Origin of the sequence: Microbacterium foliorum (assembly GCF_006385575.1) — a bacterium.
Taxonomy (GTDB): domain Bacteria; phylum Actinomycetota; class Actinomycetes; order Actinomycetales; family Microbacteriaceae; genus Microbacterium; species Microbacterium foliorum_B.
Window position 1 is genome coordinate 1,719,512 of sequence record NZ_CP041040.1, and the last position, 19,859, is coordinate 1,739,370.

General features: G+C 67.5%; 19 protein-coding genes and 1 tRNA gene. 14 read left to right on the forward strand and 6 right to left on the reverse strand.

The window, feature by feature from the left end; genetic code table 11:
* Nucleotides 1-13 precede the first annotated feature (13 nt).
* Nucleotides 14-601, reverse strand: coding sequence for a histidine phosphatase family protein (locus FIV50_RS08275; RefSeq protein ID WP_140037026.1), 588 nt, complete (start codon nucleotides 599-601; stop codon nucleotides 14-16).
* Entirely contained in the window at nucleotides 598-1,437 is an 840-nt protein-coding gene (locus FIV50_RS08280; RefSeq protein WP_140037027.1) for a Sir2 family NAD-dependent protein deacetylase, read from the reverse strand. Before FIV50_RS08280 ends, FIV50_RS08275 begins: the two co-directional genes overlap by 4 nt.
* A 95-nt stretch (nucleotides 1,438-1,532) precedes the next feature.
* Between FIV50_RS08280 and FIV50_RS08285 the strand changes: the two genes are divergently transcribed.
* Nucleotides 1,533-2,336, forward strand: a complete 804-nt coding sequence (locus FIV50_RS08285; protein ID WP_140038689.1) for a TrmH family RNA methyltransferase — start codon at nucleotides 1,533-1,535, stop codon at nucleotides 2,334-2,336.
* Between the two features lie 14 nt (nucleotides 2,337-2,350).
* On the opposite strand, the gene FIV50_RS08290 is transcribed toward FIV50_RS08285, so the two are convergent.
* Complete coding sequence (locus FIV50_RS08290; RefSeq protein ID WP_140037028.1) at nucleotides 2,351-3,178, reverse strand: SGNH/GDSL hydrolase family protein; 828 nt, start codon at nucleotides 3,176-3,178, stop codon at nucleotides 2,351-2,353.
* Between the two features lie 145 nt (nucleotides 3,179-3,323).
* Between FIV50_RS08290 and FIV50_RS08295 the strand changes: the two genes are divergently transcribed.
* Both FIV50_RS08295 and FIV50_RS08300 read left to right on the forward strand, forming a co-directional pair.
* Nucleotides 3,324-5,066: a DEAD/DEAH box helicase gene (locus tag FIV50_RS08295; RefSeq protein WP_042536686.1), complete on the forward strand. Its 1,743-nt coding sequence runs from the start codon at nucleotides 3,324-3,326 to the stop codon at nucleotides 5,064-5,066.
* A gap of 125 nt (nucleotides 5,067-5,191) precedes the next feature.
* Nucleotides 5,192-6,289: a VIT1/CCC1 transporter family protein gene (locus tag FIV50_RS08300; protein WP_140037029.1), complete on the forward strand. Its 1,098-nt coding sequence runs from the start codon at nucleotides 5,192-5,194 to the stop codon at nucleotides 6,287-6,289.
* Between the two features lie 82 nt (nucleotides 6,290-6,371).
* Here the strand turns inward: FIV50_RS08300 and FIV50_RS08305 are convergent.
* Nucleotides 6,372-6,454 (reverse strand) — tRNA-Leu (locus tag FIV50_RS08305).
* Nucleotides 6,455-6,567: 113 nt separating this feature from the next.
* On the opposite strand from FIV50_RS08305, the gene FIV50_RS08310 reads away from it, so the two are divergent.
* Nucleotides 6,568-7,863 carry a M20/M25/M40 family metallo-hydrolase gene (locus FIV50_RS08310; RefSeq protein WP_140037030.1) on the forward strand — a complete coding sequence of 432 codons (1,296 nt, stop codon included), beginning with the start codon at nucleotides 6,568-6,570 and terminating at the stop codon, nucleotides 7,861-7,863.
* 45 nt (nucleotides 7,864-7,908) lie between these two features.
* Nucleotides 7,909-8,733 carry an undecaprenyl-diphosphate phosphatase gene (locus FIV50_RS08315; protein WP_140037031.1) on the forward strand — a complete coding sequence of 275 codons (825 nt, stop codon included), beginning with the start codon at nucleotides 7,909-7,911 and terminating at the stop codon, nucleotides 8,731-8,733.
* Nucleotides 8,734-8,760: 27 nt separating this feature from the next.
* On the opposite strand, the gene FIV50_RS08320 is transcribed toward FIV50_RS08315, so the two are convergent.
* Entirely contained in the window at nucleotides 8,761-9,609 is an 849-nt protein-coding gene (locus FIV50_RS08320) for a PAC2 family protein (protein WP_140037032.1), read from the reverse strand.
* Between the two features lie 91 nt (nucleotides 9,610-9,700).
* Between FIV50_RS08320 and FIV50_RS08325 the strand changes: the two genes are divergently transcribed.
* Genes FIV50_RS08325 through lnt form a run of 9 tightly spaced genes read left to right on the forward strand, consistent with a single transcriptional unit; the run spans nucleotide 9,701 to nucleotide 19,417 of the window.
* Complete coding sequence (locus FIV50_RS08325; RefSeq protein WP_258184480.1) at nucleotides 9,701-10,384, forward strand: HAD family hydrolase; 684 nt, start codon at nucleotides 9,701-9,703, stop codon at nucleotides 10,382-10,384.
* Complete coding sequence (locus FIV50_RS08330) at nucleotides 10,381-11,400, forward strand: tRNA (adenine-N1)-methyltransferase (RefSeq protein WP_140037033.1); 1,020 nt, start codon at nucleotides 10,381-10,383, stop codon at nucleotides 11,398-11,400. Before FIV50_RS08325 ends, FIV50_RS08330 begins: the two co-directional genes overlap by 4 nt.
* Before the next feature lie 10 nt (nucleotides 11,401-11,410).
* Nucleotides 11,411-12,328, forward strand: coding sequence for a hypothetical protein (locus FIV50_RS08335; protein WP_140037034.1), 918 nt, complete (start codon nucleotides 11,411-11,413; stop codon nucleotides 12,326-12,328).
* Nucleotides 12,328-13,320: a helix-turn-helix transcriptional regulator gene (locus FIV50_RS08340; RefSeq protein ID WP_140037035.1), complete on the forward strand. Its 993-nt coding sequence runs from the start codon at nucleotides 12,328-12,330 to the stop codon at nucleotides 13,318-13,320. Before FIV50_RS08335 ends, FIV50_RS08340 begins: the two co-directional genes overlap by 1 nt.
* Entirely contained in the window at nucleotides 13,320-14,309 is a 990-nt protein-coding gene (locus tag FIV50_RS08345) for a helix-turn-helix transcriptional regulator (protein WP_140037036.1), read from the forward strand. The genes FIV50_RS08340 and FIV50_RS08345 overlap by 1 nt, the downstream gene beginning before the upstream one ends.
* Nucleotides 14,310-14,336: 27 nt before the next feature.
* Nucleotides 14,337-14,594, forward strand: a complete 258-nt coding sequence (tatA, locus tag FIV50_RS08350; protein ID WP_140037037.1) for a Sec-independent protein translocase subunit TatA — start codon at nucleotides 14,337-14,339, stop codon at nucleotides 14,592-14,594.
* A 55-nt stretch (nucleotides 14,595-14,649) separates the two neighbouring features.
* On the forward strand, nucleotides 14,650-15,408 hold the full coding sequence (tatC, locus tag FIV50_RS08355) for a twin-arginine translocase subunit TatC (protein WP_140038691.1): 759 nt from the start codon (nucleotides 14,650-14,652) through the stop codon (nucleotides 15,406-15,408).
* Nucleotides 15,405-17,882: a DEAD/DEAH box helicase gene (locus tag FIV50_RS08360; protein ID WP_140037038.1), complete on the forward strand. Its 2,478-nt coding sequence runs from the start codon at nucleotides 15,405-15,407 to the stop codon at nucleotides 17,880-17,882. Before tatC ends, FIV50_RS08360 begins: the two co-directional genes overlap by 4 nt.
* An 11-nt stretch (nucleotides 17,883-17,893) precedes the next feature.
* Entirely contained in the window at nucleotides 17,894-19,417 is a 1,524-nt protein-coding gene (gene lnt, locus FIV50_RS08365) for an apolipoprotein N-acyltransferase (protein ID WP_140037039.1), read from the forward strand.
* Here the strand turns inward: lnt and FIV50_RS08370 are convergent.
* The gene (locus tag FIV50_RS08370; protein WP_042536672.1) at nucleotides 19,414-19,797 is read right to left on the reverse strand and encodes an RNA polymerase-binding protein RbpA; all 384 of its coding nucleotides are present in this window, start codon (nucleotides 19,795-19,797) and stop codon (nucleotides 19,414-19,416) included. The two genes, lnt and FIV50_RS08370, sit on opposite strands and share 4 nt — an antisense overlap.
* Between the last annotated feature and the right edge of the window lie 62 nt (nucleotides 19,798-19,859).

Genomic DNA, 19,859 nt, shown 5'->3' on the forward strand with positions numbered 1-19,859 from the left:
GCGGGCGCGCCGGTCAGACGAGCATTCCCTGGTCGATCAGGCGCAGCGAGCCGGGGGACGCCTCGAAACGATGGACGGAGCCGTTCGCAAGAACCTCGCCGACCCGAGGCAGCGTGCCACCGGAGACGTGGTCGATCAGCGATCGGATCACGCCGCCGTGCGTCACGACGATGACGGACTCCGCAAGCGGCGCCGAACGGCGGCGTGCATCGCGGGCGATCGCGTCGAGTGCCGCGAGCGCCCGGTCAGCGACTCCGTCCAGGGTCTCGGCCCCGGGGACCGGTGACTGCCAGTCGCCGTACTTCTCGATGTACTCGGAGACGAGCATCCCCTCACCCTCGCCGAACTCGCGCTCGCGCATATCGGGCACCAGCACGGGTGAGCCGAGTCCCAGGCTCTCGGAGATGATCTCGGCCGTCTCCCGCGCACGCTTCAGCGGGCTGGCGTAGATCGAGTGGTGCGTGACGCCCTCGAGGAGGTCTGCGGCGGTCCGTGCATCCGCGCGGCCCTTGTCGTTCAGAGGGATGTCGGTGGACCCCTGGATCCGGCGAGCCAGGTTCCAGTCGGTCTGGCCATGGCGGATGAGCGTGAGCAGAGTCATTCGAGGAGCTCCTGGATCGCGGGGAGCACATCGCTGGTGCCTGCGGCGATGGTGACATCGGCCCAGACATCCGCGCGCGTGGGCTCGCGGTTGATGATGATGAGGGGGATGCTGCGCCGTCGTGCGCGTTCGACGAGGCGCACCCCGGAGTTGACGACGAGGGAAGAGCCGGCGACGATCAGCGCGTCGCTGGCACGGAGCAGGGACTCGGCCGCCTTGAACCGGTCTTGAGGGATGTACTCGCCGAAGAACACGACGTCAGGCTTCAGCATCCCTCCGCACACCGTGCAGACGGGGACGATGAAGCCGTCGGTGGTCTCTGGGAGAACATCGCCGTCGGGGTTCAACGCCACGTTCTCGGGGACCGTGATCCATGGGTTGCGCTCTTCGATCTGCACGGCGATGTCTCGACGGTCGAATACCTGGCCGCACTTCAGGCAGAGCACCCTGCGCATCGTGCCATGGACTTCGATCACATGAGAGCTGCCTGCACGCAGATGCAGGCCGTCGACGTTCTGGGTGATGACACCGCTGACGTGGCCGGATGACTCCATCGCGGCGAGCGACAGGTGCCCCGGGTTCGGCTGGGCTCGGGCGAACGCGCGCCACCCCAGATGCCCCCCGACCCAGTAGCGTCGTCGCGCCGCGTCGTCGGCGAGGTACTTCTGGATGGTCATCGGATCGGTGCGGTTGCGGGATCCCTCGCCACGGTAGGCGGGGATTCCCGAGTCCGTGGAGATGCCGGCGCCGGTGAGCAATGCGATCTTGCGACCGCGCAGGAGTTCGGCGGTGCGAGCGATGGTGGCCGACAGTTCGACCGGACTCGATGCGCTCACAGGACCTCCCCGAGCGAGTCTACGACGTGCAGCGTGGCCGATGCTCCGCCGCCGACCGTGGAGGCGGCCTCGCGGGCGATGGCAGACTGGGGCTCGTGGAACTGCTGCGCGTGACCGATCCGGACGATCGACGACTCGATGACTACCGAGGACTCACCGACACCGCGCTCCGGACCGTGAAGGAACCGGCCGGCGGGCTGTACATCGCCGAATCGACCAAGGTGATCGCGCGGGCGGTCGCCGCGGGCCATCGTCCGCGTTCCGTGCTGGTGCAGGAGCGTCGGGTGGACGACATCAGGGCGATCGTCGGCGATCTCGACGTGCCGGTGTACGTCGTCCCTGACGAGGTGGCTGAATCGGTGACTGGCTTCGCCGTCCACCGGGGCACGATCGCATCGATGCATCGCCCGGAGCTGCCGACCGTGCGCGAGGTCATCGATGCCGCGAACCTTGTGCTGATCCTCGAGAACGTCGGCGATCACACCAACGTCGGTGCCGCGTTCCGTGCGGCCGCGGGCCTCGGAGCCGACGCCGTGCTGGTGTCGCCCGGGGGAGCGGACCCGCTGTATCGACGCAGCGTGCGCGTCAGCATGGGGACCGTGTTCCAGGTGCCGTGGACTCGCATCACGGATTGGGACTCGGCCGTGGCGGACCTCCATGCGGCGCGGTTCGACATCGCAGCTCTCGCTCTGAGCGATGACGCCGTGACGCTCGACGCGTACGTCGCGAATCGCCCCGAGCGTGTCGCCATCGTCATGGGGTCGGAGGGCGACGGACTCTCCCGTACAGCCCTCGACAAGGCCGACACGGTGGTGACGATCCCCATGTCCGGGGGTGTGGATTCCTTGAACGTGGCATCTGCCGCTGCGGTGACGCTGTGGGCACTCACGTCGCCCTGACCCGCTGACGACAGTCAGTCGGCCTTCGGGAAGACGATCGGGGATGGCTCGGGGCGCTTGGCCACGATGTGATCGCCCGACGACTGGTGGCGCAGGCGCCGCAGGACCCAGGGCACGAGGTGCTCCCGAGCCCAGCCGAGGTCCTCGGTGCGGGCCTCGCGCCAGGTGCGCAGCGGGATCGTCTCGGGCTGCATGGCCTCGAGATCGTTAGGCACGTTGAGCGCGCGCAGCGCCATGCGGGCGACCTCGTGGTGGCCCAGCGAGTTGTAGTGCAGGCGGTCGTCGTCGAAGAACCGCATGTCCTGCACGACTTTGAGTGCCCACTGGTCGGCGACGATGCAGTCGTGTCGCTCGGCGATCGCGCGCACGTTCTCGTTGTAGATGGCGACCTTGCCCCGGAAGGCCCGGAAGACCGGGGTGAAGGCCGTGTCGATTCCGGTGAAGAGCAGGACGGCGGCGCCCGTCGACGACAGACGTGCTACAGCGTCCTCGAGTTGGGCGGCGATCGCGTCGGGGTCGGTGCCCGGTCGGATCACGTCGTTGCCGCCGGCGCAGATAGAGACGAGGTCGGGATGCAGCGCCACGGCGGGCTCGATCTGATCGCGCACGATCTGGGCGATCAGCTTGCCGCGCACCGCGAGGTTCGCGTAGGCGAAGTCATCGACCTGGCGCGAGAGCACCTCGGCGACACGGTCGGCCCAGCCACGGTGGCTGCCGGGGCGGGAGGGATCGGGGTCGCCGATGCCCTCCGTGAACGAATCGCCGATCGCCACGAAACGTCGCCAAGGGTGCGGGGTCTCGTTGTCGAGCTCCGGGGTTCGGATCGAATCCTGGTCTGTCATCCAGCTCTCCTTCGCGAACGAGCGCGGCCGTGTGTGGCGGCCACGCAGTGACCGAGCCTACCCGGGTGCGAGGGGCCGGGCGAGACGCGCGCGGCAGAGCGCGCGAGCGTGCCGAGTGTCGGCGGCAGCGATTATCGTTGTCTCGATGCTCTCTCCGTCCTTTCCTCAGCGTGCCCCTTGGGGAACCGCAAACAAGCTGCGCGCCTGGCAGCAGGAGGCGCTCGAACAGTACTTCCAGGCCGATCAGCGCGACTTCCTCGTGGCGGCGACACCGGGTGCAGGAAAGACGACGTTCGCCCTCACCCTCGCTGTCGAGCTGATGCGCATGGGCGAGGTCAACCGGATCATCGTGGTCGCCCCGACCGAGCACCTCAAGACGCAATGGGCTGATGCCGCGGCTCGCGTGCACATCCGTCTCGATCCGCGATTCCGCAACAGTCACTGGGCGCCGGCGCGGCACTATCACGGTGCCGTGGTCACCTACGCGCAGGTGGCGGCGAAGTCCTCGGTGCATCGCCATCTGACCGAAGACGCCAAGACGCTCGTCGTCCTCGACGAGGTGCATCACGGTGGCGACGCGCTCAGCTGGGGCGACGCGATCCGCGATGCGTACGGACCGGCGAAGCGCCGACTGCTGCTCTCGGGCACCCCGTTCCGCAGCGACACCGCCCCGATCCCGTTCGTCGAGTACCACCCTGACGAGTCCGGTGCCCGCATCTCCCGCACCGACTACAACTACGGCTACGGGCGCGCACTGGCCGACGGCGTCGTCCGTCCCGTGCTCTTCCACATGTACGCGGGCAAGATGCGCTGGCGCACGAGCAGCGGAGACGAGCTCGAGACGCATCTCGGCCAGGACAACACGAAAGACGTCACGTCGCAGGCCTGGCGCACGGCGCTCGACCCCGAGGGCGAGTGGATGCCTGCGGTGCTCTCCGCCGCGGATCGTCGTCTGACCGAGATCAGGCACCACGTGCCCGATGCCGGGGGACTCGTGCTCGCGACAGACCAGACGGTCGCGCGCGCGTACGCCAAGATCCTGCACAGCATCACCGGTCAGCAGCCCACGATCGTCCTGTCCGATGACGCGACCGCCTCCGAGCGCATCGAGAAGTTCAGCAACAGCGAGGATCGCTGGATGGTGGCGGTGCGCATGGTGTCGGAGGGTGTCGATGTGCCGAGGCTCGCGGTCGGGGTCTACGCGACCTCCTCATCGACGCCGCTCTTCTTCGCCCAGGCGATCGGCCGCTTCGTGCGGGCGCGCCGCAGGGGAGAGGCGGCGAGTGTCTTCCTTCCTCAGGTTCCGGTGCTCATGGGGCTCGCGAACGAGATGGACAAACAGCGCGACCATGCGCTCGATCGTCAGTCGAAAGACGACGACGGGCTCGAGGACTCACTGCTCGAGTCGGCAAACCGCGAAGACGATGCGTCGGATGCTCTCACGCAGGAGTTCAGCTATCAAGCGCTCTCGTCGGTGGCGCACTTCGACCGGGTCGTGTTCGAAGGCCAGGAGTTCGGTCAGCTCGCCGAGCCGGGCACGCCCGAGGAGGAGGAATTCATCGGCTTCCCCGGTCTTCTCGAGCCCGAGCACGTGCACGAGCTGCTGATGCAGCGGCAGGCACGTCAGACGCGTCTGCGTGAGACGCGGGAGGCCGAGGCAGGGCCGACCGAGACGACCACGCTCCCGGCGCCGCTGCATCGCACGCTTCGCGAGCAGCGCCAGCTGTTGAACAGCCTCGTGGGCCTGTATGCCCGCCAGAAGGGCGAGCCGCACGGGGCGGTGCACGCGGAGCTGCGCAGGATCTGCGGTGGTCCGGCTGTCGCGCAGGCGACGGTCACACAGTTGCAATCGCGCATCGACGTGCTCCGCAAGCGCGTCCGCTCCTGAATCCGGCCCTCGGTTCGGACGCCCGAAAAGCTGGCAATCATGCTCCCGGTGCCGTCGCGACGGGAGCTCGAAGCTAGCGTTGAACGGTTGCCCCGATCTCGGGGACCGTCGATCAGGAGACTCTCATGACAGCCCCCGCTGCCGCCGACCCGACCGCCGCAGACCGTCGCCGCTGGGCACGCTATCTCGTCGAGGAACGCGCCGAAGGACACGTGTACCAGAAGCTCGCGAGCCGCCGCACGGGCGAGGAGCGCGAGATCCTGCTCAGCCTCGCCGATGCCGAGCGTCGCCACGAGCAGCACTGGCTCGACCTGCTGGGCGCTGAGCCCGCGCGGCTGCCGCGAGCGGGCATCCGTTCACGCCTGCTCGGCTGGATGGCCGGGCGTTTCGGATCCATCTTCGTCCTCGCGCTCGCGCAGAGCGCCGAAGCCAGATCTCCGTACGACTCCGAGCAGTACGCGACACCTGCGATGCGTGCCGACGAGAAGGTGCACTACGAGGTGGTCCGAGGGCTCGCTGCGCGCGGCCGACGCCGCCTGTCCGGTTCGTTCCGTGCGGCCGTCTTCGGCGCGAACGACGGCCTGGTGAGCAACCTCGCGCTCGTGCTCGGCATCGGTGCCACGGGCGTCAGCTCCGCGTTCGTGCTGTTCAGCGGGATCGCGGGTCTGCTCGCCGGTGCTCTGTCGATGGGCGCGGGGGAGTTCGTCTCGGTGCGCTCCCAGCGCGAGCTTCTGGCGTCCACGGAAGCGAACGAGGATGCCGCCGCATCCGCTGCGGACCTCGACATCGACGAGAACGAACTCGCACTGGTCTACAGGACGCGCGGAATCGGCCAACAGGAGGCGCTCGAGCGCGCACGACGGATAGTGGACGCCGCGCGTGCCGGAGTCGAGCGCACGACGACGGGGCCGATCCACATCCACACCGGAGACGACCACGAGATCGTCGGCAGCGACTGGACGGCGGCCATCTCGAGCTTCCTGCTCTTCGCGTCCGGCGCGATCATTCCCGTGCTCCCGTGGATCTTCGGACTGGAGGGGACCACTGCGGTGGTCGTCGCGCTCGTGCTGGTGGGTGTCGCTCTGCTGTCGACCGGAGCGATGGTCGGGATCCTGTCGGGCGGACCACCTCTGCGTCGCGCGCTGCGGCAGCTGGCGATCGGCTTCGGCGCCGCGGCTGTCACGTACGTGCTCGGGCTGGTGTTCGGCGTCGGAGCGCTCTGACGCCGGCGCCTGCCCGACGACACGGAGAGTTTGGGGTACGAAGAAGGCCTCGGATATCGAGTGGATATCCGAGGCCTGTCTGTGCGCGGAGGGGGACTTGAACCCCCACGCCCTTACGGGCACTACGACCTCAACGTAGCGCGTCTACCATTCCGCCACCCGCGCAGGTGTTGGATGTTCGTTGCCGAACGAAGATTTACATTAGCACGAGCTTCGAGCCTCTCAGAAACCGGCGGCGACGCCCGGGCGCGCCACGGCGCTTCGATAGCCTGGACCTCATGACTGACGTGGCTCTCCCCGAGGTGGTTCGCATCGCGAGCGACCTGATCCGATTCGACACCTCGAACTTCGGCGGAGGCAACGCGAAGGGCGAGCGCGAAGCCGCCGAGTACGTCGGCGCGTATCTGCAGGAGCTGGGCCTGGACGTCGAGTACTACGAGCCGATCCCGCGGCGCACGAATGTGATGGCGCGCGTGCCCGGTCGCGATCGGAGCAAGCCGGCCCTCGTCGTGCACGGACACCTCGACGTGGTCCCGGCCATGGCCGAGGACTGGAGCGTCGACCCGTTCGCAGGCATCGTGAAAGACGGCCTGCTCTGGGGGCGCGGAGCGGTCGACATGAAGAACATGAACGCGATGATCCTCACCGCTGTCGCAGACCTCCTGCGTGCGGGGGAGCAGCCGGAACGGGATCTGGTGCTCGCCTTCTTCGCCGACGAGGAGAACGGCGGCGTCGAGGGCTCGGCTCTCGTCGTGCAGAACCACCCGGAGTGGTTCGCGGGAGCGACCGAGGCCATCAGCGAGGTGGGCGGCTATTCGATCACGGTCGACGATCGCCGCGCCTACCTGCTGCAGGTGGGGGAGAAGGCGCTCATCTGGATCCGTCTCGTCGCGAGGGGGCGTGCCGGCCACGGAAGCCGTCTGCACGATGACAACGCCGTCACAAAGCTCTCCGAGGCCGTCGCGGCCCTCGGACGCACCCGGTGGCCCCTTCGGCTCACACCCACCACCGAGGCGCTGCTGCAGGGGCTCAGCGACCTCACCGGCCGCTCCGTCGACGACCCGGACGCCCTCGCGGCCGCCGCCGGCCCCGCTGAGGCGTTCCTCCGTTCGTCGTTCCGGACGACGACGAACCCGACGGCTCTCACCGCGGGGTACAAGCACAACGTGATCCCCGAACGTGCCGAAGCGCTGATCGACGTGCGCGTGATCCCGGGAACCGAGGACGAGGTGCTCGCCGAACTCCAGCAGATCGTCGGCGACGACGTCGAGATCCAGACGGTCGTGCGAGACATCGGTATGGAGACGCCGTTCGAGGGCGAACTCGTCGAGGCGATGGTGGCCAGCCTCGGCCGTCACGATCCCGGCGTCCCGGTCATCCCATACCTGCTGGGTGCGGGGACCGACAACAAGGCACTGGCCTATCTCGGCATCACCGGGTACGGGTTCGCGCCCTTGCGCCTTCCTGCCGACCTCGACTTCACAGGGATGTTCCACGGAGTCGATGAGCGAGTGCCCGTAGAATCGCTTGTCTTCGGTCAGCAGGTGCTGGCCGATCTGCTGCGCACGTATTGAGCGCTCTGCTCCACGTCAGCGCACCACGACTCAGAAAGCTCCTCCATGCACTTGTTCGAAGCGCTCATCCTCGGCATCGTCCAGGGATTGACCGAGTTCCTCCCGATCTCCTCCAGCGCGCATCTGCGCATCCTCGGCACCTTCCTGCCGTCCGGTGAGGACCCTGGCGCCGCGTTCACCGCGATCACCCAGATCGGCACGGAGGCGGCGGTCGTGGTGTTCTTCTGGCGCGACATCGTCCGTATCATCGCGCAGTGGTTCCGATCGCTGACGGGCAGGGTGCCGCGCACCGATCCGGATGCCCGGATGGGGTGGATGATCATCATCGGCAGCATCCCGATCGTGCTGCTCGGACTGCTCTTCCAGGATCAGATCGAGACGGTCTTCCGGTCGCTGTGGATCGTGGCGATCATGCTGATCGTGTTCGGCATCCTGCTCGGCATCGCCGACCACGTGGGCGCGAAGCGACGCAAGCTCGACCAGCTGACCTATCCGCACGGCATCGCCTACGGCTTCGCGCAGGCGCTCGCGCTGATCCCCGGTGTGTCGCGCTCAGGCGGCACCATCACGATGGGGCTGTTCCTCGGCTACGAGCGCGCGGCCGCCGCGCGCTACGCGTTCCTGCTGGCGATTCCCGCCGTGTTCGGCAGTGGCTTCTATCAGCTCTTCAAGAGCTGGGACGAGCCGTCGTTCTTCTCGTTCGGCGACACGCTGGCGGCGACCGGCATCGCCTTCGTCGTGGCGCTCGCGGTCATCGCGTTCTTCATGAACTACATCTCGAAGCGCAGTTTCCTGCCGTTCGTGATCTACCGCATCCTGCTGGGCACGGTGCTGCTGGTCCTGCTCGGGACCGGCGTCATCGCGGCATAGCAGCGCGACGCCCGGAGACCTCCGAGCTCAGCGCTTGTGGTCTCCGGGGCCGTCGCCGCGGCGCTTCAGGTAGCGCTCGAAGGCCTGGGCGATCGCATCGCCGGATGCATCGGGGGAGTCCCACGTGTCGCGGGTCTGCTCGAGCTGACGGATGTACTCCGTCATGTCCTCGTCATCGGCGGCTGCCGCGTCGATCGACGCCTCCCATGCAGCGGCCTCCGTGCGCAGGTGATCGCGCGAGATGTCGACTCCGGTCAGCTCCTCGAGCCGGTCGAGCAGTGCGAGGGTGACCTTCGGCGAAGGCGTGGCCGAGGCCACGTAGTGCGGCACGCTCGCCCACAGGCTCGCGGTCGGGATGCCGGCGCTCTCGGCGAAGTGCTCGATGACGCTGAGAATGCCGACGGGCCCCTCGTAGAGCGACCGCTCGAGGCCATGGGCCTCGCGGACCTGCTCGTTCTGGCTCGACGCGAAGATCGAGATCGGTCGCGTGTGGGGCACATCCGAGAGCATCGCGCCGAGGGTCACGAACCCCGTGATGTCGTCGCGGAGGGCGACGTCGATGAACTCCGCGGCGAAAGACTGCCAGGTGCGAGCGGGCTCGACTCCCGTCAGCACCCAGAACTCGGGACCTGGCCCTGGGTCGCGCGGACGCCACAGCCCGGCCTCCGGCCAGGTGAGCTGGCGGCGGCCATCGGCATCCATCTTCGTGGCCGGGCGGGTGTACTGATAGTCGAAGTACAGCTCCGGGTCGATGGAGTGCACGAGGTCGTAGTCGTTCGCGGAACGCAGCGCGGCGATCGCGCCGCTCGCGGCCTCACCCGCGTCGTTCCAGCCATCGAAGGCGACGATGACGATGCGTGAACCGAGGACATCCATCGTGGGCTCCCTTCGCCAGTTCCGGATCGGTATTCCTCCAGGCTAGTCCGACCGCGCGGGGACCGGGCGGAGCCACGGGTAACATGGTTCGGTGAGCAGACAGCCCCGCGCGATCCTCTGGGACATGGACGGAACCCTCGTCGACACCGAGCCGTATTGGATGGCGGCCGAGACGGCGCTGGTCGAATCCTTCGGGGGCACGTGGACCCATGCGGACGCCCTCCAGCTCGTCGGCAACGGCCTCATCGACAGCGCGATCATCCTGCAGAACGCCGGTGTCGACATGGACGCACAGGCGATCATCTCGCTCCTCACCGACGGAGTGCAGGACGCGCTGCGCACCCAGGGAGTGCCTTTCCGCCCCGGTGCACGCGAGCTGCTGCAGGATCTGAAGTCGGCGGGCATCCCGACCGGCCTCGTCACGATGTCGCTGCGTCGCATGGCCCTGAGCGTCGTCGAGCTGATCGAGTTCGAGGCCTTCGACATCGTCGTCGCCGGCGACGATGTGACCCATCCCAAGCCCCACCCTGAGCCGTACCTGCACGCAGCGTCGCTGCTCGAGATCGACATCGCCGACGCCGTGGTCATCGAGGACTCGCCGACAGGACTTCGCGCGGGCATCGCAGCCGGCGCCGTCGCTCTCGGTGTGCCGCACATCGTCTCCCTCGACGATGTCGGGGCACACGAGCTCTGGCCCAGCCTCGAGGGCCGCACGGCCGCCGATCTGATCGAACTCTTCGATCGCAAGACCTCCATGACGGGAGCCACCCGATGACCGACACCACCTCACAGCGGCCGAGCGGGCCGTTCCGCGAGGGCGATCGAGTGCAGCTGACCGGGCCCAAGGGACGGCTGCACACCGTGACCCTCCGTGAGGACGGCGAGCTGCACACCCATCAGGGAGTGCTCCGACACCGCGACCTCATCGGTCTGCCGGACGGTTCGGTGGCGGCCAACAGCTCCGGTCACGAGTACCTCGCGCTGCGGCCCCTGCTCCGCGACTTCGCGATGTCGATGCCGCGCGGCGCGGCGATCGTCTACCCGAAGGATGCGGCGCAGATCGTGATGCAGGCCGACATCTTCCCCGGCGCGGTCGTCGTCGAGGCGGGCGTCGGATCCGGTGCCCTCTCGCTCTCGCTGCTCCGCGCCATCGGTCCGGTCGGCCGCCTGGTGTCGTTCGAACGTCGTGAGGACTTCGCCCAGGTCGCACGTGGAAACGTCGAGACCTTCTTCGGCGAGACGCCCGACACCTGGAACGTGGTCGTCGGGGACCTCGCTGAGGCGCTTCCGGTCGAGTTCCCGGCAGGCACGGTCGATCGCGTCGTGCTCGACATGCTCGCGCCGTGGGAGTGCATGGACGTCGTCGCCGACGCACTCACCCCCGGGGGCGTCGTGCTCTGCTACGTAGCGACGGCCACCCAGCTCTCGCGGGTCGCCGAGTACATCCGCGGCACCGGGCTGTTCACCGACCCGGAGGCGTCCGAGACGATGGTGCGTGGGTGGCACGTCGAAGGACTCGCCGTCAGGCCGGATCACCGCATGGTCGCGCACACCGGCTTCCTTCTCACGGCGCGCCGCCTGGCTCCGGGGGCTGTGGCTCCCCAGGTCAAGCGAAGGGCGTCGAAAAGCAGCTACGGCGACGCGGATGTCGACGCGTGGACGCCCGGGGCGGTCGGCGACCGGGAGATCAACGACAAGAACCTCCGCAAGAGAGCCAGGGAGGCGGCGAAGGCCGCCGAAGGGGCGCGTCTCGCATCCGGTTCGCGCGAATCGGAGCCACCGACGGAATAGACTGGAGCGCGTGCGTAAAACGTCCGCCGTTCTGGCCACCCTCAGCCTCGCCGTCCTCACTCTGACCGGATGCGCGTCGGCGCCGTCGTTCGCCGGTGACGTCTGCGATCGTGCGGCCGCTTCGACCGCATCCGTTGCTGATTCGGTCACGGTCGAGGGCGACCTCGGCGCGGCTCCCGACGTCACTGTGTATGCCCCGGTCAAGGGCGACAAGACGTCCTTCACCGACGTGGTCACCGGAGAGGGGAACACCCTCACCTCGACTTCTCAGGGCATGGTGCTCGACATCGCCTTCTACGGCGGGGAGAGCGGCGACAAGCTCTACGAGTCCGAGTTCAATGGCGATCCGAGCCGGGTGCACAGCATCTCGTACTGGGCCGAGCGGTCCGCCGGCCTCGAAACGGTGCTCGAGTGCGCCACCGGCGGTAGCCGGATCGTCGCCGTGCTGACCCCTGAGGACTTCGGTGAGGCCAATGTCGAGGCCTTCGGACTCGCGAAGGACGAGAACGTCGTGGCGATCGTCGATCTGCAGGATGTCTATCTCGCACATGCGGAAGGCGCATCGCAGTTCAACGACGCCCGTGGCCTGCCGAGCGTGGTTCGCGCTCCCGACGGCACCCCGGGTGTGATCGTCCCCGACAGCGACGCTCCGTCGGAGGCGGTGACCGAGACGCTCATCAAGGGCGACGGCGCGAAGGTCGAGAAGGATTCGACGATCGTGACCAACATCATGGCCGTGGGCTGGGATGACAAGACCGTCACCTCAAGCAGCTGGGGTGCGGAGCCCAACATCGGTCCGGCAGCGCAAGAGCTCGTCGGCGCGACGGTCGGCTCGCAGCTCCTCGTCGTCGTGCCCGAGGCCGACGGAAACCCGGCGACCGCCATCGTGGTCGACGTCCTGGGCATCGTTCCCGTCCCGGAGCAGTGATGGCGGCCCGTATTCCCGCGGAAGAGCGTCTGACGAACCTCGTCGTGGCGCTCATGGCCACGGAGATCGGGCTCACCAAGCAGCAGATCCTCGACAACGTGTCGGGCTATCGTCAGCGGGCCGATGCAGGCGTGCGCTCCGATGCGCTCGAGAAGATGTTCGAGCGTGACAAGGACGAGCTCCGCACGCTCGGCGTGCCCGTCGAGACGATCGGCGACCAGGCCGATCCCAACGATCTCCGCGAAGCTCGCTATCGCATTCCCCAGGCGGAATACGATCTGCCCAACGACATCGAGTTCACCCCCGCCGAGCTCGCCGTGTTGCAACTGGCGGGCAGCGTGTGGAGTGCCGAGTCCGCGTCGGGCGACGCCAAGGCCGGTGTGCGCAAGATCCGGGCTCTCGGGATCGACGGCGACGAGCCGATCATCGGCTTCGCACCACGGATAACTGCTCGCGATGCAGCGTTCCCGCAGCTGCAGGACGCGATCGAGAAGAGCCGCGTCGTCGTCTTCGACTACCTGAAGCCCGGAGAGGATGCGCCGCGCCGCCGGAGCATCCGCCCGCTCGCCCTCGTCGACTACGAGGCGAGATGGCATGTCTTCGGTGTCGATGTGGACATCGAGGAGGACCGGATGTTCCTGCTCAGCAGAATCGTGGGCGACGTGAAGATCACTGCGAAGGCCTTCGCCCCCGCCCTCAGGGAGGGAGCGGGGGAGCGTGCTCTGAGCGGTCTCGAGCGTGTCGCCTCGCAGAACTCCGCACTGCTCGAGGTCACCCCGGGTACCGAGGCGTCACTGCGTCTGGGCCGACGCGCGACGCCGGCGGCGACGCAGGGGATTCTCGTTCCGTTCGTCGACCTGCACATCTTCGCCGACGAACTCGCCTCGTATGGCCCCGAGGTGCGCGTGGTCGAGCCTGTCGCGCTCCGCTCCGCCGTCGTCGATCGTCTGACCGCCGTCGTCGCGACCAACTCGGATGCAGGGGAGTCGTGATGAGCGCCCAGGTGAAGCCTCTTCTCGCCGCCGACCGTGTGCGCGTCTACCTGACGCTCGTGCCTTATCTGCTCGAGCACGGACAGGTGTCTCTTGCTGAGGCGGCGGCGGAGTTCGGGGTGACTCCCGCAGAGATGCGCCAGATGGTCGAGAAGCTCACCGTCATCGGGCTGCCCGGCGATTCCGGCTTCTGGCAGCAACCGCAGGAGATGTTCGACATCAACTGGGACCTCCTCGACGAAGAGGACGTCATCGAGATCACCAACGATGTCGCCCTGCGACGCGTCCCGCGCTTCACGGCCCGTGAGGCGGCCGCGTTGCTCGCCGGTCTGCAGATGGTGGCCGCCGTGCCGGCGGTCTCCGACTCGGGACTCGTCAGCGGTCTCATCTCGAAGCTCTCGCGCGGCGCGGCAGACGCTCCGGCAGAGGTCGTCGTCGCGCCGAGCGCCGTCGACGAGGTGCGCCGGGTCGTGTCGCAGGGGGTCCAGCACGGTGTCGCCGTATCGTTCACGTACCAGGCACCCGATGCCATGCCCACCACGCGCACCGTGGATCCGGTGCAGGTGCTGATCACCAACGCGCAGTGGTATCTGCAGGGGTGGTGCCACATGCGACAGGCCATGCGGACGTTCCATCTCGATCGGGTGAGCGACGCGCGTCTGACCGACATTCCGATCACCCATGCGGGCGACCACGTCCCGGAGGCGTTCACCGCCGTCGAGCACGAGGGCGAAGTGCGAGTGCGTGTGCCCGAACGGATGGCGCCTCTGCTCGGGGACTTCCTCACCGCAGACAACGCCGAGGTCAGCGACGGGATCGTCACCGTGCGGCTGCATCTGGCCGACCCCCGAGGAGTCAAGCGACTGGCAGCGAAGTTCGGCGGAGCCCTCGAGGTGGTGGACCCGGGCGTCGCCCGGACCGCCGCACGCGAGTGGGCGGCGGCAGGACTCGCGCTGTATCGCCGACCAGACGGCGACATCGCCGGTTAGACTGCTACTAAACGACGAAGGAGAATCATGGGCGCTTTCGGTTGGCCACATCTGCTGATCATCCTCGCCGTCATCCTGCTGCTCTTCGGTGCGGCGAAGCTGCCCGCGTTGGCGAAGAGCCTCGGACAGTCCGCCCGTGTGTTCAAGGGCGAGATGAAGGCGATGAAGAACGAGGACGCGACTGACGCCGCGGATCCGGCATCCCCGACCCCCGCGCCCTCGGTCGCGGACACCACGGTGACGGCTCGCGACACGGATCCGGGTCAGCCACCTCGATCCGCATAGTTCGTTGTCCGCTCTCGATTCCGCTGACCAGGTGACACCCGGTCGCGACAGGCGGATGTCTCTCGGCGCGCATCTGATCGAGCTTCGTCGGCGCCTGTTCATCGCCGCCGGCGCGCTCGTGGTCGGCATGATCATCGCGTTCATCATCACGGGACCCGTCATCGACCTCCTGTCGATTCCGATCGCCGCCATCGCCGAAGAAGAGGGCCGCGAGTACGTCGGACTCAACTTCACGACCGTGACCAGCGGATTCGATCTGCGCATGCGCATCGCCTTCGCGATCGGGCTGCTCATCTCCGCGCCGGTGTGGCTCTGGCAGGTCTGGGCGTTCGTGATGCCGGGGCTCACGAAGAAGGAGACCCAGTACACCTGGGGGTTCCTGGGGGCAGCCATCCCGCTGTTCTTCGGGGGATGCACCGTCGCATTCTTCGTGCTGCCGCACGTCATCGAGATCATGGCCTCGTTCGTCCCGACCGGCATGGCACAGTTCTTCGACTACGCCACGTACTACGACTTCGTCTTCAAGTTCCTGCTGGTGCTCGGCATCGCCTTCGTGCTCCCCGTCTTCCTCGTCGCACTCAACCTCGCGGGGATCGTCTCGGGCAAGGAGATCCTCAAGGGATGGCGCGTTGCCATTCTCGTGTGCACGATCTTCGCCGCCGTCACCACGCCTCCCGCCGATGTCTTCTCGATGCTGCTGCTGATGGGATCGATGATCGTTCTCTATTTCGCGGCGACCTTGATCTCGATGCTGTTCGATCGGCGCAAGCGCAAGGCCGATGCGGCCGCGGGCATCGAACCCCTGAGCGCATGAGCTCCCCGGCCGAACGATACGCCGCCGCTCGCGAAGCCGCGGGCCATCCGGCGACGGTCGCCTTCGCCGCGAGCCAGAAGTTCGCCCTCGACCCGTTCCAGATCGAGGGGTGCCACGCCCTCGAAGACGGGAACAGCGTGCTGGTCGCTGCCCCGACCGGAGCCGGCAAGACGATCGTCGGAGAGTTCGCGATCCACCTCGCGATGCAGACGCCACGTGACAAGGCCTTCTACACGACACCGATGAAGGCTCTCTCGAATCAGAAGTTCCGCGAGCTGGTCGACGTCTACGGCGCGGACGACGTGGGGCTGCTCACCGGTGACACGAACATCAACGGCAATGCCCGGATAGTCGTCATGACGACCGAGGTGCTGCGCAACATGATCTACGCCGACTCCGCGGCTCTGCGCGATCTCCGCTACGTGGTGATGGACGAGGTGCACTATCTCGCCGACCGCTTCCGCGGTGCCGTGTGGGAAGAGGTCATCATCCACCTGCCGCAGCAGGTGCGTCTGGTCTCGTTGAGCGCCACGGTGTCGAACGCCGAGGAATTCGGCGACTGGCTCGACACGGTGCGTGGCGACACCGAGGTGATCGTCTCGGAGATCCGCCCGGTGCCGCTCGAGCAGCACGTGCTCGTGCGCGACGATCTGCTCCCGCTCTTCGACGACCGCGCGGGGATCGCCACGGCGCTGGTGAACCAGGAGCTGATGCGAATCCGCTCCTCCACCGGTTCCAACTACGACAACAACCGCGAGGCGCAGTCGTACCGCAGCAACCGTCACGCGGGACGACAGGCGCAGCGCCCGCCTCGTGGAGGACGCCGTGCCGTGCGCTCGGCGAACGTGCACAGGATCGAGCGCATGGATCGCCCCGACGTGGTGCGGCTGCTCGAACAGGCGAATCTGCTGCCGGCGATCTTCTTCATCTTCAGCAGGGTCGGCTGTGACGCCGCGGTGCAACAGGTACGCAGGTCGGGTGTCCGCCTGACCTCGACCGAGGAACGCGCCGAGATCCGCGCGATCGTCGAAGACAGAACCCGGACCCTGCAGGACGAGGATCTCGGTGTTCTCGGGTACTGGGAGTGGCTGGAGAACCTCGAACGCGGCGTGGCCGCCCATCACGCCGGTCTCCTGCCCGCTTTCAAGGAGGTCGTCGAGGAGCTCTACAAGCGCAAGCTCGTGAAAGTCGTGTTCGCGACCGAGACCTTGGCGCTCGGCATCAACATGCCGGCGCGCACGGTCGTGCTCGAGAAGATGGAGAAGTTCAACGGTGAGGCCCGCGTGGCGATCACCTCGGGGGAGTACACCCAGCTCACCGGACGAGCAGGACGACGCGGGATCGACGTCGAGGGCCACGCGGTGGTGCAGTGGACCGAGGGGATGGATCCGCAGGCTGTCGCCGCGCTCGCGTCTCGACGCACGTATCCGCTCAACTCCAGCTTCCGGCCCACGTACAACATGGCCGTCAACCTGATCGACCTGTTCGGCAAACAGCGGGCTCGCGAGGTGCTCGAGTCGTCATTCGCTCAGTTCCAGGCCGATCGCGCGGTGGTCGGCCTCGCCCGGCAGGTGCGCGAGGCCGAGGAGTCTCTCGAGGGCTACAAGGCAGCGATGGTCTGCGACCACGGGGACTTCCTCGACTACGCCTCGATCCGCCGAGAGCTCAGCGACCTCGAGAAGAAGAACCGCCAGGACTCGAACGCGGCCCGGGCATCGCGAGACAAGCGCATGAAGCAGATCCAGAGCCTGCGCACCCGCATGCAGCGCCACGGCTGCCATCGCTGTCCCGATCGTGAGGCCCATGCCCGCTGGGCGGAGCGGTACTGGAAGCTCAAGAGGCAGAACGACCGCATCCGTCGTCAGATCGAGACGAGGACCGGCACGGTGGCTCGCGTGTTCGACCGGGTCGTCGAGGTGCTCGAGACGCTCGACTACATCCGCCGAGACGACCAGGACGAGACCACCCTCACCGAGGCCGGCCGCACGATGCGGCGGATCTACGGTGAGCGCGACCTGCTGGTCGCCGAGTCGCTGCGCCAGGGCCTCTGGAACGGCCTGGATGCGCCGTCGCTCGCCGCGATGGCCTGCTGCCTCGTCTACGAACCGCGCCGCGACGAGGCGAATTCGGGCGAACGCGATCTGCCGAGGGGCGCCTTCCGTGCGGCATACGAGAAGACCACCACGCTGTGGGCCGAGCTCGATGATCTGGAGAAGGACCACCATCTCCCGGGGTCCGAACCGTTGGCTGCCGGTCTCGCCGGAGCGATGCACTCCTGGGCACGCGGTGGGATGCTCGATCGGGTGCTGATCGACGCAGACATGGCCGCGGGCGACTTCGTGCGCTGGGCGAAGCAGACGATCGACCTGCTCGACCAGCTCTCGATCGTCGCGGAAGACGGCGCGCTCGCTCGAAACGCCCGCGTCGCTCTCGACGGCGTGCGCCGCGGCATCGTCGCCTACTCCTCGATGTGAGAACAGGACCCATGCCGGATACCCCAGCGCGACTGCGCCCTCTGCTGCCGCTGTCGCTCGCTCTGCCCGCCGCGGCACTGGCGGCGATCCTCATGGATCTGTCGTATCCGGACACCGCGGTGTGGGCGCTCGCGTTCCCGGCCACTGCCCTGTTGCTGGTCGCACTCATCGGACGCCGGGCCGGAGGCGCCCTGGCGGTGGGTCTGGTCTACGGAGTGATCTTCTTCGGGTTGCTCGTGTCATTCACGTCGCGTTACCTGGGGCCGCTGCCCTGGGCCGCACTGAGCGTCCTGGAAGGGGTTCTCACGGCCGCGGCCCTGATCCTGATCACGCTCGCGTATCGCTGGATCCCCAGGGCCTTCCCGAGTGTCTGGGCGCGCCTCCTGCTTCTTCCGGCCGTCGTGGCCGCGCTCTGGGTCGGGCGGGAGCTGTTCGTCGGCTCCTGGCCCTACGGAGGCTTCCCGTGGGCGCGTCTGGGCATGAGCCAGGCCGAGAGCCTGCTGGCGCACGTCGCGTCGTGGATCGGCGTGAGCGGACTCAGTTTCCTGATGGTGTTCTTCGTCGCCCTCGTCATCCAGGTGGTGCGCGAGCGCGTCTGGCGTCGCCCGGCGGCGCTGATCGCACCGGTCGTCGTGGCAGTCGCGCTGCTGCTCACACCGTTGTTCCCCACGACCGCCAGCGGATCCCTGCGCATCGCTGCTGTGCAGGGGAACGGTCCGAGCGGCTACTTCGACGAGCGCCAGCCGTACTCGCTCATCGACGCGCAGACGGATGCGACCGAGCCGCTCTACGGCGAGGATGTCGACCTCCTGGTGTGGCCAGAGGGATCGCTCGACTTCGACCCTTTCCAGTCCGACTCTCTCGAGAGACGGATGAGCGCGATCGCCTCACGCATCGGCGCGCCCTTGCTCGCCAACGCCGCCACGGAACGTGACGGCCTCTTCTACAACACCTCGCTGCTGTGGACGGAGGACGGCGCGACCGGACAGATCCACGACAAGCGCCATCCGGTGCCGTTCGGCGAGTACGTGCCGGATCGACCGTTCTTCAACGCGCTCGCTCCCGATCTGATCGGTCTCATCCAACGCGAATACACCCCGGGAACGAACCCGCCGATCGTCGAGGTCGACGGGGTCAGGGTCGGTCTGGCGATCTGCTTCGACGTGATCTATGACGACGTGATCAACGAGGGGATCGACGAGGGCGCCGAGGTGCTCGTCTTCCAGACCAACAATGCCGACTTCCGCGGAACCGATGAGAACCTGCAGCAGCTGGCCTTCGCGCGGATGCGCGCGATCGAGACCGGTCGCAGCGTGGTCAACATCTCGACGGTCGGAACGAGCCAGATCATTCGCCCGGACGGGTCGACCGTCTCGAGTCTGGATGCGGGAAAGGCCGGAGCGCTGCTCGAGGACGTCGAGCTGCGTTCCGGCCTGACCGCGGGAATGATCCTCGGCCCCTGGATTCAGCAGATTCTGCTGTGGGGCGGTGTGGGCGCGCTGGCCTTCGGGTGGTTGCGCGCCCGTCGGCGCTAGGCGCCGATCTTCTCGCGGGTCGGGTCTTCGCCTGCACCGCGGCGGGCGCGGATGAAGGCGAGTCGCTCTTCGAGAAGCTCTTCGAGCTCTGCACGGGTACGACGCTCAAGGAGCATGTCCCAGTGCGTGCGTGCCGCCTTCTCGTCGGTGGCGTCGAGCGTGACGGCCTGGCCGTCGACGTTCAGGCGGGCGTCCGCTCCGCAGGCACGGCATTCCCAGGTCTGAGGCGGCTCTGCGTCCGCCGAGAACATCAGGTTCGTGACATGGCCGCAGGTGTCACAGATGTAGGTGGTTTCACGGCGCTCCATGAAAACGACGCCCTCTTCGCTCTGTAGGCTCTGGGCGCCGAGTCGGATGCCGCGTAGGCTGCGATCTGCCATTGTGTGGTCCTCTCGTCGCTGTCAGGTATAACGCTCCAGCCTGTGCGCTTCATCCACGCAGG